At 71.7% G+C, this 14,392-nt stretch carries 14 protein-coding genes; 2 read left to right on the top strand and 12 right to left on the bottom strand.

What is annotated here, in order from left to right; translation table 11 throughout:
* Positions 1 to 217 precede the first annotated feature (217 nt).
* The 5 genes from AC6EI4_RS10990 to dop form a co-directional block, all read right to left on the bottom strand.
* Positions 218 to 763: an NUDIX hydrolase gene (locus AC6EI4_RS10990; RefSeq protein WP_498422777.1), complete on the bottom strand. Its 546-nt coding sequence runs from the start codon at positions 761 to 763 to the stop codon at positions 218 to 220.
* On the bottom strand, positions 760 to 1,593 hold the full coding sequence (gene prcA, locus AC6EI4_RS10985; protein WP_498422779.1) for a proteasome subunit alpha: 834 nt from the start codon (positions 1,591 to 1,593) through the stop codon (positions 760 to 762). Before prcA ends, AC6EI4_RS10990 begins: the two co-directional genes overlap by 4 nt.
* A 12-nt stretch (positions 1,594 to 1,605) precedes the next feature.
* A complete protein-coding gene (prcB, locus tag AC6EI4_RS10980; RefSeq protein ID WP_498423128.1) occupies positions 1,606 to 2,403 on the bottom strand; it encodes a proteasome subunit beta in 798 nt (265 codons plus the stop codon).
* Between the two features lie 41 nt (positions 2,404 to 2,444).
* Entirely contained in the window at positions 2,445 to 2,642 is a 198-nt protein-coding gene (locus AC6EI4_RS10975) for a ubiquitin-like protein Pup (RefSeq protein WP_498422780.1), read from the bottom strand.
* A 68-nt stretch (positions 2,643 to 2,710) separates the two neighbouring features.
* Positions 2,711 to 4,219, bottom strand: coding sequence for a depupylase/deamidase Dop (gene dop / locus AC6EI4_RS10970; protein ID WP_498422782.1), 1,509 nt, complete (start codon positions 4,217 to 4,219; stop codon positions 2,711 to 2,713).
* Between the two features lie 210 nt (positions 4,220 to 4,429).
* Here dop and AC6EI4_RS10965 point away from each other — a divergent pair, with 210 nt between their 5' ends.
* A complete protein-coding gene (locus AC6EI4_RS10965; RefSeq protein ID WP_498451457.1) occupies positions 4,430 to 5,059 on the top strand; it encodes a class I SAM-dependent methyltransferase in 630 nt (209 codons plus the stop codon).
* 7 nt (positions 5,060 to 5,066) lie between these two features.
* Here AC6EI4_RS10965 and arc read toward each other — a convergent pair whose 3' ends face one another.
* The 3 genes from arc to AC6EI4_RS10950 form a co-directional block, all read right to left on the bottom strand.
* Positions 5,067 to 6,818 carry a proteasome ATPase gene (arc, locus tag AC6EI4_RS10960; RefSeq protein ID WP_498422784.1) on the bottom strand — a complete coding sequence of 584 codons (1,752 nt, stop codon included), beginning with the start codon at positions 6,816 to 6,818 and terminating at the stop codon, positions 5,067 to 5,069.
* A gap of 70 nt (positions 6,819 to 6,888) precedes the next feature.
* Entirely contained in the window at positions 6,889 to 7,797 is a 909-nt protein-coding gene (locus tag AC6EI4_RS10955) for a tRNA (adenine-N1)-methyltransferase (RefSeq protein ID WP_498423129.1), read from the bottom strand.
* Positions 7,798 to 7,933: 136 nt separating this feature from the next.
* Positions 7,934 to 9,079, bottom strand: coding sequence for a site-2 protease family protein (locus AC6EI4_RS10950; RefSeq protein WP_498422786.1), 1,146 nt, complete (start codon positions 9,077 to 9,079; stop codon positions 7,934 to 7,936).
* A gap of 53 nt (positions 9,080 to 9,132) precedes the next feature.
* Here AC6EI4_RS10950 and AC6EI4_RS10945 point away from each other — a divergent pair, with 53 nt between their 5' ends.
* Positions 9,133 to 10,062, top strand: a complete 930-nt coding sequence (locus tag AC6EI4_RS10945) for a RecB family exonuclease (protein ID WP_498422787.1) — start codon at positions 9,133 to 9,135, stop codon at positions 10,060 to 10,062.
* Here the strand turns inward: AC6EI4_RS10945 and AC6EI4_RS10940 are convergent.
* Genes AC6EI4_RS10940 through AC6EI4_RS10925 form a run of 4 tightly spaced genes read right to left on the bottom strand, consistent with a single transcriptional unit; the run spans position 10,008 to position 14,389 of the window.
* The gene (locus AC6EI4_RS10940) at positions 10,008 to 11,333 is read right to left on the bottom strand and encodes an ABC transporter ATP-binding protein (RefSeq protein ID WP_498422789.1); all 1,326 of its coding nucleotides are present in this window, start codon (positions 11,331 to 11,333) and stop codon (positions 10,008 to 10,010) included. The genes AC6EI4_RS10945 and AC6EI4_RS10940 overlap by 55 nt on opposite strands.
* Before the next feature lie 7 nt (positions 11,334 to 11,340).
* Positions 11,341 to 12,429 (bottom strand): ABC transporter ATP-binding protein, encoded by a 1,089-nt coding sequence (locus AC6EI4_RS10935; RefSeq protein WP_498451456.1) that lies wholly within the window; start codon positions 12,427 to 12,429, stop codon positions 11,341 to 11,343.
* Complete coding sequence (locus AC6EI4_RS10930; protein WP_498422792.1) at positions 12,426 to 13,355, bottom strand: ABC transporter permease; 930 nt, start codon at positions 13,353 to 13,355, stop codon at positions 12,426 to 12,428. The genes AC6EI4_RS10935 and AC6EI4_RS10930 overlap by 4 nt, the downstream gene beginning before the upstream one ends.
* Positions 13,355 to 14,389, bottom strand: a complete 1,035-nt coding sequence (locus AC6EI4_RS10925; RefSeq protein WP_498451455.1) for an ABC transporter permease — start codon at positions 14,387 to 14,389, stop codon at positions 13,355 to 13,357. Before AC6EI4_RS10925 ends, AC6EI4_RS10930 begins: the two co-directional genes overlap by 1 nt.
* Between the last annotated feature and the right edge of the window lie 3 nt (positions 14,390 to 14,392).

Raw genomic sequence — 14,392 nt, 5'->3', positions numbered from 1 at the left:
CGAGCATCGGTCTCACCCGCACCCACCGACACCCCCAACCCCCACCCTGTGGATAACGATCCTCACGTCGAGCCGCCCACGGCCGCCGGGCGGCTTCGTACACACGCCGATTGGTCACAAACGGCATCAGGAGACGCCGAAAGTCATCCGTTGGGGACCAAACGGCGGGCCGAGCCTGCGAGGCGGGCCGAGCCTGCGAGGCGGAGCGTGCGAGGGGTCAGAGGAGGCCGGCGTGGTCCAGGGCCAGGTAGGTCTGCTCGGTGACGCCGAGACGGCCGGCGCGCAGCTCGGCGCGCAGGGTGGGCAGGTCGAGCAGGACGGGCTCGCAGTCCTCGAACTCGTCGAGGCGCTGGTCGTACGACGCGACGCAGCCCCGCGCGATCGCGGCGTAGCGGGGCCCCGTCCCGTTGCCGGACATCGTGGAGGCGACCACCTCGACGCGCTCGCAGCCGTAGCCGGTCTCCTCGCGCAGCTCCCGGGCGGCGGCGCTCGCGGGGTCCTCGCCGGGGTCGACGATGCCGCCGGGCAGGGAGAGGACCTGGCGGGCGGGGCCCGGCCGGTACTGGCGCACCATCACCACGTGGTCGTCGGGGGTGAGCGCCAGCACGGCGACGGTGGCCGGCGTGTCGACGATGTCCCACAGCGCCTCGCGCCCGTCGGGGAGACGCAGCCGGCGGTGCAGGACCCGGACGAAGCCGTCGTAGGCGACGCGGTCCTCCCCCACCGGCACCCAGTCGGGCCGGGCCGGCGGCAGCTCGGTCACGACAGCGGGTCACCCGGGTCGATCTCGGGGGCCACCGGGGGCGCCACCGGCGTGTCCGGCCCGCCCGTGGCCGGGGTGTCGGCACCGCCCGTGGCCGGCGTGTCGTCGCCGGCCTCGGAGGGCGAGACGGCGCCGCGCTCGCCGAGCAGCTCGACGACCCGCGCGGGACGCAGCCGGGCGAACTTGCGCGGCTGGCTGCGGGTCCGATCGAGCACGGCCACCTCGAGGTCCTCGATCGGGATCACCCGGTCGTTGGACTCCGAGTGCCCCAGCGCCGCCACCGCGAGCCGCACGGCGTCCTGCAACGAGCCGCCCTCGCGGTAGTGCTCCTTGAGGTGGCCCGCGACCACGTCGGCGGCGCCGCCCATCACCGCGTACCCGTGCTCGTCGGCGACCTGCCCGTCGTAGGTGAGCCGGTAGATCTGGTCCTCGGCCGGCGCGTGACCGATCTCGGCGACGAACAGCTCGACCTCGTAGGGCTTCTCGCCCCCGCTGGAGAAGATCGTGCCCAGCGTCTGGGCGTAGGCGTTGGCCAGGCCCCGCCCGGTCACGTCGCCCCGGTCGTAGGCGTAGCCGCGCATGTCGGCCAGCCGGACCCCGGCGATGCGCAGGTTCTCGAACTCGTTGTAGCGCCCGACCGCGGCGAAGGCGATCCGGTCGTAGATCTCGGAGACCTTGTGCAGCGCCTCGGAGGGGTTCTCGGAGACGAACAGGACCCCGTCGGCGTACTGCACGCAGACCACCGACCGGCCGCGCGCGATGCCCTTGCGGGCGAAGTCGGCGCGGTCCTTCATCATCTGCTCGGGCGAGACGTAGAACGGCATGCTCATGGTGGCTCCCTCTCAGACCAGGCCCGCGGAGGGGCCATCGGGGCGGTTCATCCGCCCGGCGATCACGCGGTCGGCGATGGTCGCCACCTCGTCGTCGGGCAGCCGGCGGCCCCCGTCGGCGGTCACCACGTGCACCACGGGGAAGATCCGCCGCGCGATGTCGGGCCCACCGGTGGCGGAGTCGTCGTCGGCGGCGTCGTAGAGAGCCTGGAGGGCGGCCGTGACGCACTCCTCGGCGGTGAGGTCGTCGCGGTAGAGCTTCTTCAGCGACCCGCGGGCGAACAGCGAGCCCGACCCCACCGAGTGGAACGCGGTCTCCTCGTAGCGTCCGCCGGTGACGTCGTAGCTGAAGATCCGCCCCTGCTCGGTGTGCAGGTCGTAGCCCGCGAACAGCGGCACCACCGCCAGGCCCTGCATGGCCATCCCGAGGTTGGAGCGGATCAACGCCGCCAGCCGGTTGGACTTGCCGTCCATCGACAGCGTGGTGCCCTCGATCTTCTCGTAGTGCTCGAGCTCGGTCTGGAACAGGCGCACCATCTCCACCGCGAGCCCGGCGGTGCCGGCGATGCCGACGCAGGAGTACTCGTCGGTGGGGAACACCTTCTGGATGTCGCGCTGGGCGATGATGTTGCCCATCGTGGCCCGCCGGTCACCGGCCATCAGCACCCCGCCGGGGAAGGTGGCCGCGACGATCGTGGTGCCGTGGGGCGCGAGGTCGCCCGCGTTGCCCTGAGGTACGGCGCGACGCGAGGGCAGCAGGTCGGGTGCCTGGTCGGCGAGGAAGTCCGAGAACGAGGACGTCCCGGGCATCAGGTAGGCCGCGGGGAGGCGGGGGCTGTCGCTCACTGAGCTCACTCGCCGCCCTTCTGGATGAACGACTTCACGAAGTCCTCGGCGTTGGTCTCCAGGACGTCGTCGATCTCGTCGAGGATGGCGTCCACGTCGTCGTCGAGGGCCTCCTTGCGCTCGGCGACGTCGCTCTCGACGGCCTCCTCGGCCTTCGCCTCGCTCTCGGTCGACTTGCGGGGCTGCTTGTGCTCCTGGGCCACGGGGTCCTCCTTGGTGAGGGGTCGCCACCGACCCTATCCAGGGTCGGTGAGCTTTGGGGGTCGGTGACTCAGCGCGTCAGCGCCGAGATCAGCTGCTGGGCGTTCTCACAGCGGTCGAGGAGCTCCCCGACGTGCGCCCGGGTGCCGCGCAGCGGGTCGACGGTCGGGATCCGCTGCAGCGACTCGCGACCGGGCAGGTCGAAGATGACCGAGTCCCAGGAGGCGGCGGCCACGTGCGCGGCGTACTTCTCCAGGCAGCGCCCGCGGAAGAAGGCCCGGGTGTCGTGCGGCGGCTCGTGCATGGCCTCGACGACCTCGGCGTCCCCGAGCAGCCGCTCGATGCGCCCGGCGCGGACCAGACGCTGGTACAGGCCCTTCTCCGGGCGGATGTCGGCGTACTGCAGGTCGATGAGGTGCAGCTTGGCGTCGTCCCAGTCGAGCCCGTCGCGGTCGCGGTACTGCTGGAGCAGCTTGAGCTTGGCCACCCAGTCCAGCTCCCCGGCGCACAGCATCGGGTCCTGCTCGAGGCGGGTCAGCACCGACTCCCAGCGGGCCAGCACGTCGGCGGTCTGCGCGTCGACCTGGTCGCCGTAGCGGTCCTCGACGTACTTGCGGGCCAGGTCGAGGTACTCCATCTGCAGCTGGACCGCGGTCAGCGTGCGGCCGTCGTTCAGGCGCACCAGGTGGCGCAGCGTCGGGTCGTGGGAGACCGCGCGCAGCGCCGCGACGGGCCGCTCGACGCTGAGATCGCGGTCGATGAAGCCGTCCTCGATCATCGCCAGCACCAGCGACGTGGTGCCCACCTTGAGGTACGTCGAGATCTCGGCCAGGTTGGCGTCGCCGATGATGACGTGCAGGCGCCGGTACTTCTCGGGGTCGGCGTGCGGCTCGTCGCGGGTGTTGATGATCGGCCGCTTCAGGGTGGTCTCCAGCCCGACCTCGACCTCGAAGTAGTCGGCGCGCTGGCTGATCTGGAAGCCGTGCTCGCGGCCGTCCTGCCCGATCCCGACCCGCCCGGCGCCGGTGACCACCTGGCGGCTGACGAAGAACGGCGTCAGGTGGCGCACGATGTCGGCGAAGCGCGTGGCGCGCCGCATCAGGTAGTTCTCGTGGGTGCCGTAGGAGGCGCCCTTGTTGTCGGTGTTGTTCTTGTAGAGCACGATCGGCGAGCCGTTCGGCAGCTGCCCCGCGCGCCGCGCCGCATCGAGCATCACCAGCTCGCCGGCCTTGTCCCAGCGCACCACGTCGAGCGGGGTGGTGACCTCGGGGGTCGAGTACTCCGGGTGCGCGTGGTCGACGTAGAGCCGGGCCCCGTTGGTCAGGATCACGTTGGCCAGGCCGAGGTCCTCGTCGGTGAGCTGCGAGGCGTCGGCGGCGGCCCTCGACAGGTCGAAGCCGCGGGCGTCGCGCAGCGGCGACTCCTCCTCGAAGTCCCACCGCGCCCGACGGGCCTTGACGGTGGCCGACGCATAGGCGTTGACGACCTGCGAGGAGGCGACCATCGGGTTGGCGCTGGGCTGACCCGGCACGGAGATGCCGTACTCGACCTCGGTTCCCATGACGCGGCGCACGCTCATGGACAGAGCCTACCGACGGCTCATCACCATCTTGGTGACGTAGAGCATCGCGAGCACGACGAGGACGATCGCCAGGATCTTGAGCACGAGTCCAGCCTCCTCCCGGCCGCCGGTAGCCCGCGGCATCCGTGGGCGACCTACCCGTGTCTGCCACGGGGCAAACGAACTACCGTGGGGATGGCTCAACAACGACTCACCGAGGAGCGCCGGATGGGTGCCTGGACCGACCACGTGGTGCCCCGGCTGACCGACGCCTCGCTCAGCGGCGACGAGGTGGCGACCTGGCGCCGGCGGGTGTGCCGGGGGCTGCGCGGCCGGGTCCTGGAGCTGGGCTTCGGGTCGGGGTTGAACCTGGCCTGGCTGCCCGAGGCGGTGAGCGAGGTCGCGGCCGTCGATCCCTCGCACCTGGGGTGGCGCCGCTCGGCGTCGCGGCGCGCCGCCAGCGGCGTGTCCGTGCAGCGCTCCGGACTGGACGGCCAGTCGCTCACCGAGCAGACCGGGTCCTGCGACAGCGCGCTCTCGACGTTCACGCTGTGCACGATCCCCGACCCGCTGCGTGCGCTGGCCGAGGTGCGCCGGGTGCTGGCGCCGGGCGGTGCGCTGCACTTCCTCGAGCACGGGCAGGCGCCCGACGACGCCGTGCGCGGCTGGCAGCGCCGGCTCGAACCGTTCCAGCGGCGGGCCTTCGCCGGCTGCCACCTGACCCGCGACGTCCCGGCCCTGCTGGGCGAGGCGGGTTTCGACGTCGTCGACCTGGAGCAGCTCTACCTACCGGGCCAGGCGCTGCTGCGGCCGTGGACGTTCGGGTCGGTCGGCCGGGCGGTGCGCCCGGCCGACTGACCGCGGCTCAGAGGTACTGGCCGGTGTTGGAGACGGTGTCGATGGACCGGCCGGGCTCGGTGCCCTGCTTGCCGGTGATGAGCGTGCGGATGAAGACGATCCGCTCGCCCTTCTTGCCCGAGATCCGCGCCCAGTCGTCGGGGTTGGTGGTGTTGGGCAGGTCCTCGTTCTCCTTGAACTCGTCGACGCAGGCCTGGAGCATGTGCTGGACGCGCAGGCCCTTCTGCTGGTGCTCGAGCAGGTCCTTGATCGCCATCTTCTTCGCGCGGTCCACGATGTTCTGGATCATCGCCCCGGAGTTGAAGTCCTTGAAGTACAGGACCTCCTTGTCGCCGTTGGCGTAGGTGACCTCGAGGAAGCGGTTCTCCTCGGTCTCGGTGTACATCCGCTCGACGGTGGCCTGGATCATCCCGGCCGTGCACGCCTCGCGGTCGCCGCCGAACTCGGCGAGGTCGTCGGTGTGCAGCGGCAGGTGGGAGGTCAGGTACTTGCTGAAGATGTCGCGTGCCGACTCCGCGTCGGGACGCTCGATCTTGATCTTCACGTCCAGCCGCCCGGGCCGCAGGATCGCCGGATCGATCATGTCCTCGCGGTTGGAGGCGCCGATGACCAGCACGTTCTCCAGCGCCTCGACGCCGTCGATCTCGCTGAGCAGCTGCGGCACGATGGTGTTCTCGACGTCGGAGGAGACGCCCGATCCGCGGGTGCGGAACAGCGAGTCCATCTCGTCGAAGAAGACGATCACCGGGGTGCCCATGCTGGCCTTCTCCCGGGCCCGCTGGAAGACCAGCCGGATGTGGCGCTCGGTCTCCCCGACGTACTTGTTGAGCAGCTCGGGGCCCTTGATGTTGAGGAAGTAGGACTTCCCCTCCTGCCCGGTGCGGGCGGCGACCTTCTTGGCCAGCGAGTTGGCCACCGCCTTGGCGATCAGCGTCTTCCCGCAGCCGGGCGGCCCGTAGAGCAGGACGCCCTTGGGCGGCTTGAGCTCGTGCTCGAGGAACAGCTCGGGGTGCAGGTAGGGCAGCTCCACCGCGTCGCGGATCTGGTCGATCTGAGCGACCAGCCCGCCGATGCGCGAGTAGTCGATGTCGGGGACCTCCTCCAGGACGAGCTCCTCGACCTCGGACTTGGGCACCTTCTCGTAGACGTAGCCGGCGCGGGCGTCGAGCAGCAGCGAGTCGCCGGCGCGCAGCGTCTCGGTGCGCAGCGGCTCGGCGAGGCGCACCACGCGCTCCTCGTCGGCGTTGGCGATGACCAGCACCCGGTCGCCGTCGGCCATCAGCTCCTTGAGCATCACCACCTCGCCGACCTGCTCGAAGTCGAAGGCGGCGACCACGTTCAGCGCCTCGTTGAGCATCACCTCCTGGCCGCGGCGCAGCTCGTCGAGCTCGACCGAGGGGCTGACGTTGACCCGCAGCTTGCGCCCGCCGGTGAACACGTCCACGGAGTCGTCGTCGTTGCGGGCCAGGAAGGTGCCGAAGCCAGCCGGCGGCTGCGCCAGCCGGTCGACCTCCTCCTTGAGCTTGAGGATCTGGTCGCGGGCCTCGCGCAGCGTGTGGGCCAGCCGCTCGTTCTGGCTGGTGACCGCCGCCAGCGAGCGCTGCGTGTCGGCGAGCCGGAGCTCGATGCCCCGTGAGTGAGCGGGGCCGTCAGCGAGGCGCCGGCGCAGGTCGGTGACCTCCGCCTCCAGGAACCGCACCTGGCTGAGGAGCTCCTCGCGGCCGCGACCGAAGTTGGAAGCACTGTCCGATGCCGACATGAGCGTCACCTCCTGTGTGTTCCAGCGACCCTACCGCTGTCCTCCAGGAACGGAAGGGACGCGCGCGGCGTCAGTCCCAGGAGGGCTCCTCGACCACCTGCGGGGGCAGGTCGGCCGGGCGGGGACCGCTGTAGTCGACGCCGTAGGCGCCGGGAGCGGGGCGTCGACGCTTGACCGGGGCGCTCTGGCCGGCCGACATCCGCCGCGCGGTGACCAGGAACGCCGTGTGGCCGATCATCTTGTGTCCCGGCCGCACGGCCAGCCCCTCGACGTGCCAGTCGCGCACCAGCGACTCCCAGGCCTGCGGCTCGGTGAAGCCGCCGTGGGCGCGCAGCGTCTCCACGATCCGGCTCAGCTGCGTGGTGGTCGCCACGTAGGCGCACACGATGCCGCCGGGCACCAGGGCGCCGGCGACCGCGTCGACGCACTCCCAGGGCGCGAGCATGTCGAGGATGATCCGGTCGACGCGGGCGCCGGAGGCCGGCAGCGCCTCGGCCAGGTCGCCGAGCTCGAGGCTCCACGCCGGGTGGTCGCCGCCGAAGAACTGGGTGACGTTGCGCCGGGCCACGTCGGCGAACTCCTCGCGGCGCTCGTAGGAGGTGACCCGCCCGTGCGGGCCGACGGCACGCAGCAGGGAGCAGGTGAGCGCGCCGGAGCCGACGCCGGCCTCGACGACGTGGGCGCCGGGGAAGATGTCGGCCATCGCCACGATCTGGGCGCTGTCCTTGGGGTAGACGACCGCCGCGCCGCGGGGCATCGAGACCACGAACTCCGAGAGCAGCGGGCGGAACACGAGGTACTGGCCGCCGGCCGTCGAGGTGATGGTGAACCCCTCGTCGCGCCCGATCAGGTCGTCGTGCGCCATCCCGCCGCGGTTGGTGTGGAAGCTCTTGCCGGCCTCCAGGCGAATGTTGTGGCGCCGGCCCTTCTGGTCGACCAGGCGCACCCACTCGCCCTCGCGCAGCGGACCGCGGTGCACCCCCGACCAGGCCTCGGGGGCGACGTCCTCCCAGGGAGCGTTCTCGTGCGGCGCGCGCTGGTCCGGGGCCTCCTGGTCGGGAGCCTCCTGGTCCGTCGTCTGGGGGTCCGGGGTGTCCTCGAGCATGCGCGGAAGACTATCGGCGGGTGCTGCGGAACGCCCTATCGACGTCGGCGGTGCTGAGCACGCCGAACAACCGACCGTCGTCGTCGACGACGAGGTACTCCGACGCCGGGGTGCGCCCCAGGGCGACCACCAGCTGCTCCCCCGACAGCCCGGCGGGCAGGGTGAGCCCGGCCTCGAGGCTGCGCGAGATGCTGGAGACCGGCAGCCAGGGACGCCGCTCCTCGGGGGTCGCGAGCAGGGCCGCCTCGCTGAGGATCCCCACCGGCGTGTCCGTGCCGGCGACGGTCACGACGCTGCCCGCCTGCGCCTCCTGCGCGCGGCGTACCGCCTCGGCCACCGAGAGGTCGTCGGGCACGGTGACCGTACGGCGGGCGATGTCGCGGGCCACCAGCTGCGGCAGCCGTGCCCGCATCCGGGCGGAGGCGATCGACGCGGTCGCCCCGGTCCACAGGAAGAGCGCGATCACGAACGCGATCACGTAGTCGAAGACGTCGGGGTCGCGACCCAGCACGGCCGGCTGCGCGGCGGGCCACAGCAGCACCGCGAGCGCGGCGAGGCGCCCGCCCCATCCGGCGGCGACCGTGCCCCGGTGCATGTCGCCGGTCAGCTGCCACACGGCCGCCTTGAGCACGCGCCCCCCGTCCAGGGGCAGGCCGGGAACCAGGTTGAGCACGCCCACCAGCAGGTTGGCGACGATCAGCCCCTGCAGCACCAGGCGCAGCAGCCCGTCCGGGGTCACCGGCACCGCGGCGAGGGCGAGCAGCCCGATCGCGATCGAGGTGAGTGGGCCGACGACGGCGATCAGGAACTCCTGGCGCGGTGTGCGCGACTCGCCCTGGATCTCGGTCGCGCCGCCCAGGAAGTGCAGGGTGATGGCGCGTACGGCGAAGCCCTGGCGGCGCGCCATCAGCGCGTGGGAGGCCTCGTGCAGGAGCACCGATCCGTAGAGGACCACGGCGAAGGTCGCTCCGGCGACGTACTTCCAGGCGCCGAGGCCGGGCTGTGCCTGCTCGATGGCGGGCGCCATCACCACCGCGATCAGGCCGGCGATCAGGAACCACGAGGAGGAGACCAGGACGTCGCTGCCCGCGATGGTGCCGATCCGCAGGGTTCCCGGGGGGCGGTGCGGAGCGGAGCTGGGGGCTTCAGGAGGCACGCTGCCGAGGCTAGCCGACCGCACTGTCGGCGCCCTCGCCTAGGGTTTTTGCCATGAGCGCCCCGCACGACTCCCCAGCGGATCTGGTCTCGACGCCGGTCGACGGCGTCGAGGTGCTCGGCGCGCTCTCCCCCAGCCGCGCCGGGGACTTCCTGACCTGCCCGCTGCTCTACCGCTTCCGCACCGTGGACCGGCTCCCCGAGCCGCCCTCGCCGGACGCCGTGCGCGGCACCGTGGTGCACAAGGTGCTCGAGGACCTCTTCGACCTGCCGGCCGCCGAGCGCACCCCTGAGCAGGCCGCCCGGATGCTCGATCCGGCGTGGGCGGGCCTGCGGGAGGCCGAGCCCGAGCTCGCCGCGATGCTCGGCGAGGAGGGCCCGGAGCTGGCCGGGTGGCTGGCCGGGTGCCGCGAGGTGCTGGAGCGCTACTTCACCCTGGAGGACCCCCGGCGCCTGGAGCCGGCTGAGCGGGAGCTGTACGTCGAGACGGTGCTCGACTCGCGCCTGCTGCTGCGCGGGTTCGTGGATCGGCTCGACGTCTCCACGGACGGGCTGGTGCGCGTGGTCGACTACAAGACCGGCCGGGCCCCCAGCGAGGCGTTCGAGGCGAAGGCGCTGTTCCAGATGCGCTTCTACGCGCTGGTGCTGTGGCGCACCCGCGGGGTGGTCCCGGCGATGCTGCAGCTGGTCTACCTGGGCAGCGGCGAGATCCTGCGCCACGTGCCCGACGAGGCCGAGCTGCTGGCCACCGAGCGCAAGGTGGAGGCGATCTGGCGCGCGATCCGCCACGCGGAGGAGACCGGGGACTGGCAGCCGCGGCGCAGCGCGCTGTGCGCCTGGTGTGCCCACCAGGCGCTCTGCCCCGAGTTCGGGGGCACTCCCCCGCCGCTGCCCCCGACCACCCCCGAGGCCGCCGTGGTGGAGGTGGCTCAGTCGGCGCCGGTGCCGCTCACCGGGTCCGGCGGCGAGTCCGGCGTCGGGTAGAGCACGCAGGCCACGTCGACGGTGCCCGCCCGCCGCAGCCGCGGGTCCACCCCCTCGTGGAAGTGCACGTCCACTCCCGCGCCGTGGTCCTCGATCCGGTCGACCCCTCCCCACAGCGGCTCGTCGGCGTTCTCCGCGCGGATCCGCTCCAGCAGCCCGCGGACCTCGCCGGCGCCGCCGCGCCCGAGCCGTGCCACCTGGCTGGGCCGGTCCAGCACCTCGAGGTTGCCGACCAGCGACTGCTCGGCCTCGAAGGCCTCCGGGCGGCGGGTCCAGTGCTCCTCGAGGAGCGTCTTGAGGTCGCGCGCCTCCCACCCGCAGGCGGGCGTCGCCTCGGGGCAGCGCGGGTGGAAGCTGCAGCCCAGCGGCGGGTTGGCCGCGTCGGGGATCTCCCCGCGGGGCAGGTCGCGGGCCACCATCAGCTCCGGGTCCGGCTCCGGGATCGCCTTGAGCAGCGCCTTGGTGTAGGGGTGGCGGGGGTTGCGGAAGATCTCCTCGGTCGGCCCGATCTCCACCACGCGACCCAGGTACATGATCGCGATCCGGTCGCAGAAGTACTTGGCGCTGGCCAGGTCGTGGGTGATGTAGATGTAGGTGAGTCCCAGGTCGCGCTTGAGGTCCAGCATCAGCTGCAGGATCTTGGCGCGCACGCTCATGTCCAGCATCGAGACCGGCTCGTCGGCGACGAGCACCTCGGGGTCGAGGATGATCGCACGCGCGATCACCGCCCGCTGCTTCTGCCCGCCCGACAGGTCCGAGGGGTACTTGGACAGGAATCGCTCCACCGGGGCCAGCCCGACCCGCTCCAGGGCGTGCGCCACGCGTCGGCGCAGCTCCTCGCCCTGGGCGATCTTGTGGATCACCAGCGGGTGTCCGACGGCGTCCTCGATGGTCATCGACGGGTTCAGCGCGGCGTGCGGGTCCTGGAACACCATCTGCAGGTTGGTCCGCAGCTCGCGCAGCTCGCGGCCCCGCATGGTGGAGACGACCCGCTCCCCACGCCCGGCGTCGTGGTAGGTGATGCTCCCGCTGGTCGCCGGCACCAGCCCGAGCAGCGCCCGGCCGAGCGTGGACTTGCCGCTCCCGGACTCCCCGACCAGACCGAGCACCTCGCCGCGCCGGAGGTTGAAGGAGACGCCGTCCACGGCCTTCACCGCACGCGTCTTGAGGCCCAGCAGCCGGCTCAGCGCGCCGCCGCGCAGCTCGAAGTGCACGGAGAGGTCCTGGACGTCGACGACGGCGTCCGAGCGCGTCTCCACGCGGGTGGTCACGGGTGGCTCAGGCTTCGTCGGCAACGGAGATCTCCTCCCGCACCAGGGGTGCGCGTTCGTGGTCGGTGAGGTCCACCTGGCCGTCGCGCAGGTCGGCGGCCCAGCAGGCGGCGCGGGTGCCCGAGTCGTGCACGCGCTGGACCGGGTGCCGGGTGGCGCAGACCTGCATGGCGTCGGGACAGCGGGGGTGGAAGTAGCAGCCCGACGGGGGTTCCACGAGGTCCGGCGGGGCCCCGTCGATGAAGTTCAGGCCGGTGGTGCGCAGCGAGATGGTGCTGCGCAGCAGCTCGCGGGTGTAGGGGTGCTGGGGGCGGGAGAAGACCTCGCGGGCGTCGCCGATCTCCACGATCTCCCCGGCGTACATCACCGCGACCCGGTCGCAGGCCTCCGCGATGATGCCGAGGTTGTGGGTGATCAGCAGCAGCGACGTCTCGTAGGTGCTGCGCAGGTCGTGCAGGATGCGGATGATCTGCGCCTCGACCAGCACGTCCAGGGCGGTGGTCGGCTCGTCGGCGACCACGAAGGCCGGGCGCAGCACGAGGGCGAGCGCGATCATCACCCGCTGGCGCATGCCGCCGGAGAACTCGTGCGGGTAGGCGCGGTAGCGGGTGGGCGGGATGCCCATCAGCCGCAGCGCCTCCATGGAGCGCTGCTCGATCTCCTCCTTGCTGATCCCCTTCACGTGGGTGCGCAGGGTCTCGGCGAAGTGCTCCGAGATCCGCATCAGCGGGTTGAGCCGGGTCAGCGGCTCCTGGAAGATCATCGCGAGGTCCTTGCCCCGCATCGCGTGCTGCTCCTTCTTGCGCAGCGAAAGCATGTCGCGCCCGCGGAAGTGGAGCTCGCCGTCGCGCACCGCCCCGTCGGGCAGCAGGCCCACCAGGCCGCGGCCCAGGGTGGACTTGCCGCAGCCGGACTCCCCGACCAGGCCGAGGATCTCGCCCTTGCGGATCTCGAAACTCACCTTGTTCACGGCCTGCACCGGGCCGCGCTCGGTGCCGTACCAGACCCGCAGGTCACGTACGTCGAGCACAGGGTCGGCGTCGGGACCGGTCTCCGGGGCGGAGCCGGAGCCGGAGGTGAGGGTCAGGTCGCTCACGGGGTCACCTTCGTGTCGTCGGTCGCCGGCAGCTGCACGGGGCGCAGCCTGCGCCGGCGCAGCGCGGGGTTCACCGTCTCGTTGAGGCCCTCGCCGACCAGCGTCAGGGCGGTGATCAGCAGCACGATCGCCAGGCCGGGGAACAGCGCCGGCCACCAGCTGCCGGCGGCGGCGTCATCCAGGGCACGGCTCAGGTCGTAGCCCCACTCGGAGGCCTCGTTGGACTGGATGCCAAGGCCGAGGAACCCGAGCGCGGCCAGCGTGCCGAGCGCGTCGGCGGCGTTCAGCGTGCCGAGCACCGGCACCGACTGCACCACGTTGCCGAACAGGTACTTGCGCATGATCGTGAACGGGGGCGCCCCGATCGCTCGCGCGGCCTCGACGTACGTCGCCTCGCGCGCCGAGACGGTGGTGTTGCGCACCACCCGGAAGTACTGGGGGATGTAGACGGCCGTCAGCGACAGGGCCGCCGCCACGATGCCCCCGCCGAGGGGGCCGCGCAGCAGGAAGGAGAAGACGATCGCGAGCAGCAGCGCCGGGAAGGCGTACATGGCGTCCATCAGGAAGACCAGGATCCGGTCGATCCAGCCGCCGATGAAGCCGGAGAGGATCCCCAGCGGCACCCCGACGACGGCGGACAGGAGCACCGCCAGCACGATCACCTCCAGCGCGGTCCGCGCCCCCCAGACCACCCGGGAGTAGATGTCGTAGAACTGGTCGTTGGTGCCCAGCCAGTGCTCGCCCGACGGAGCGGCGAGCTTGGGCAGCTTGGAACCGTCGGCCGTGCTCTGGTTGAAGTCGTAGGGGGCGATCCAGGGCGCGAAGACCGCGAACACCACGAACACCGCGGTGATCAGCAGGCCGGTGAAGAAGATCCACCGGGCCATCCCCTTGGTGTTCCAGACGGTCCGCAGGAGGGTGCGCATCAGTACCTCACTCGGGGGTCGACCAGGGCGTTGATGATGTCGACGACGACGCTGACGAGCACCACGATCATCGCGAAGAACGTCACCAGCCCCTGGACCGCGATGTAGTCGCGGGCGGTGATGTAGTCGATCAGGGAGGTGCCCAGCCCCGGCCAGTTGAAGGTGCGCTCGGTGAGCACCGCGCCGGAGAGCGTCAGGGCGATCTGCAGGCCGATCACGGTGATCACCGGGACGAGCGCGTTGCGGAAGGCGTGCTTGCGGATCACCCGGCCCTCCGCGATGCCGCGGGCGCGGGCGGCCTCGACGTAGTCGCCCTTCATCGCCTGGATCACGTTGATGCGCACCAGCCGGATGATCACCCCGGACAGCAGGAGGCCGAGGGTCAGGCACGGCAGCAGGTGGTGCTTGAGCACGTCGACGGTCGCGGCGCCGTCACCGGCCAGGATGGTGTCCACGAGCAGGATGTGCGTCTTCGGCTCGGTGGTGAACTTCGTGACCACCGAGGCGATGTCGTAGGTCGGCCAGCCGGGGAACAGGTTCACCACCAGGATGACCAGCATGATGCCGACCCAGAAGATCGGCGCGGCGTAGGCCACCACCCCGAAGACGCGGATCGTCGCGTCCAGCGCGGAGTCGCGGTAGCGCCCGGCGAGCCGGCCCAGCGGCAGGCCGATCAGCAGCGCGAAGAGGAAGGCGCCCAGGGTCAGGGTCAGGGTGGCGCCGCCCTGGTCCCTGATCAGGTCCAGGACCGGGCGGTTGTCGCTGATGGTGTTGCCGAAGTCGAGGCGGACCACGTCGCCGAGGTAGTCCAGGTACTGCACCAGCATCGGCCGGTCCAGGCCCAACGTCGCCCGGCGCGCGTCCAGGGCGTCCTCGCTCAGCTTCCCGCCGACAGCGGCCGAGACCGGGTCGCCCGGCGCCACGCGGAGCAGGAAGAACACGACGGTGAGCAGCACCCACATCATCGGTACGACGAGGGCCAGCCGCACCATCACGTAGCGCGGCAGCGAGCCCGATGCGGAACTCAAGATCACTCC

It is taken from the genome of Nocardioides sp. Z43_10, from assembly GCF_059766615.1.
Note: the sequence above shows the minus strand (reverse complement) of the source record. Positions and strands in the feature narration are given on the sequence as shown.

Coding starts and splice junctions, on each gene's coding strand:
- prcA (WP_498422779.1), bottom strand. CDS start 1,593: ATGAGCATGCCGTTCTACGTCTCGCCCGAGCAGATGATGAAGGACCGC.
- AC6EI4_RS10945 (WP_498422787.1), top strand. CDS start 9,133: ATGAGCGCCCCGCACGACTCCCCAGCGGATCTGGTCTCGACGCCGGTC.
- prcB (WP_498423128.1), bottom strand. CDS start 2,403: ATGCCCGGGACGTCCTCGTTCTCGGACTTCCTCGCCGACCAGGCACCC.
- AC6EI4_RS10930 (WP_498422792.1), bottom strand. CDS start 13,355: ATGCGCACCCTCCTGCGGACCGTCTGGAACACCAAGGGGATGGCCCGG.
- dop (WP_498422782.1), bottom strand. CDS start 4,219: ATGAGCGTGCGCCGCGTCATGGGAACCGAGGTCGAGTACGGCATCTCC.
- arc (WP_498422784.1), bottom strand. CDS start 6,818: ATGTCGGCATCGGACAGTGCTTCCAACTTCGGTCGCGGCCGCGAGGAG.
- AC6EI4_RS10965 (WP_498451457.1), top strand. CDS start 4,430: ATGGGTGCCTGGACCGACCACGTGGTGCCCCGGCTGACCGACGCCTCG.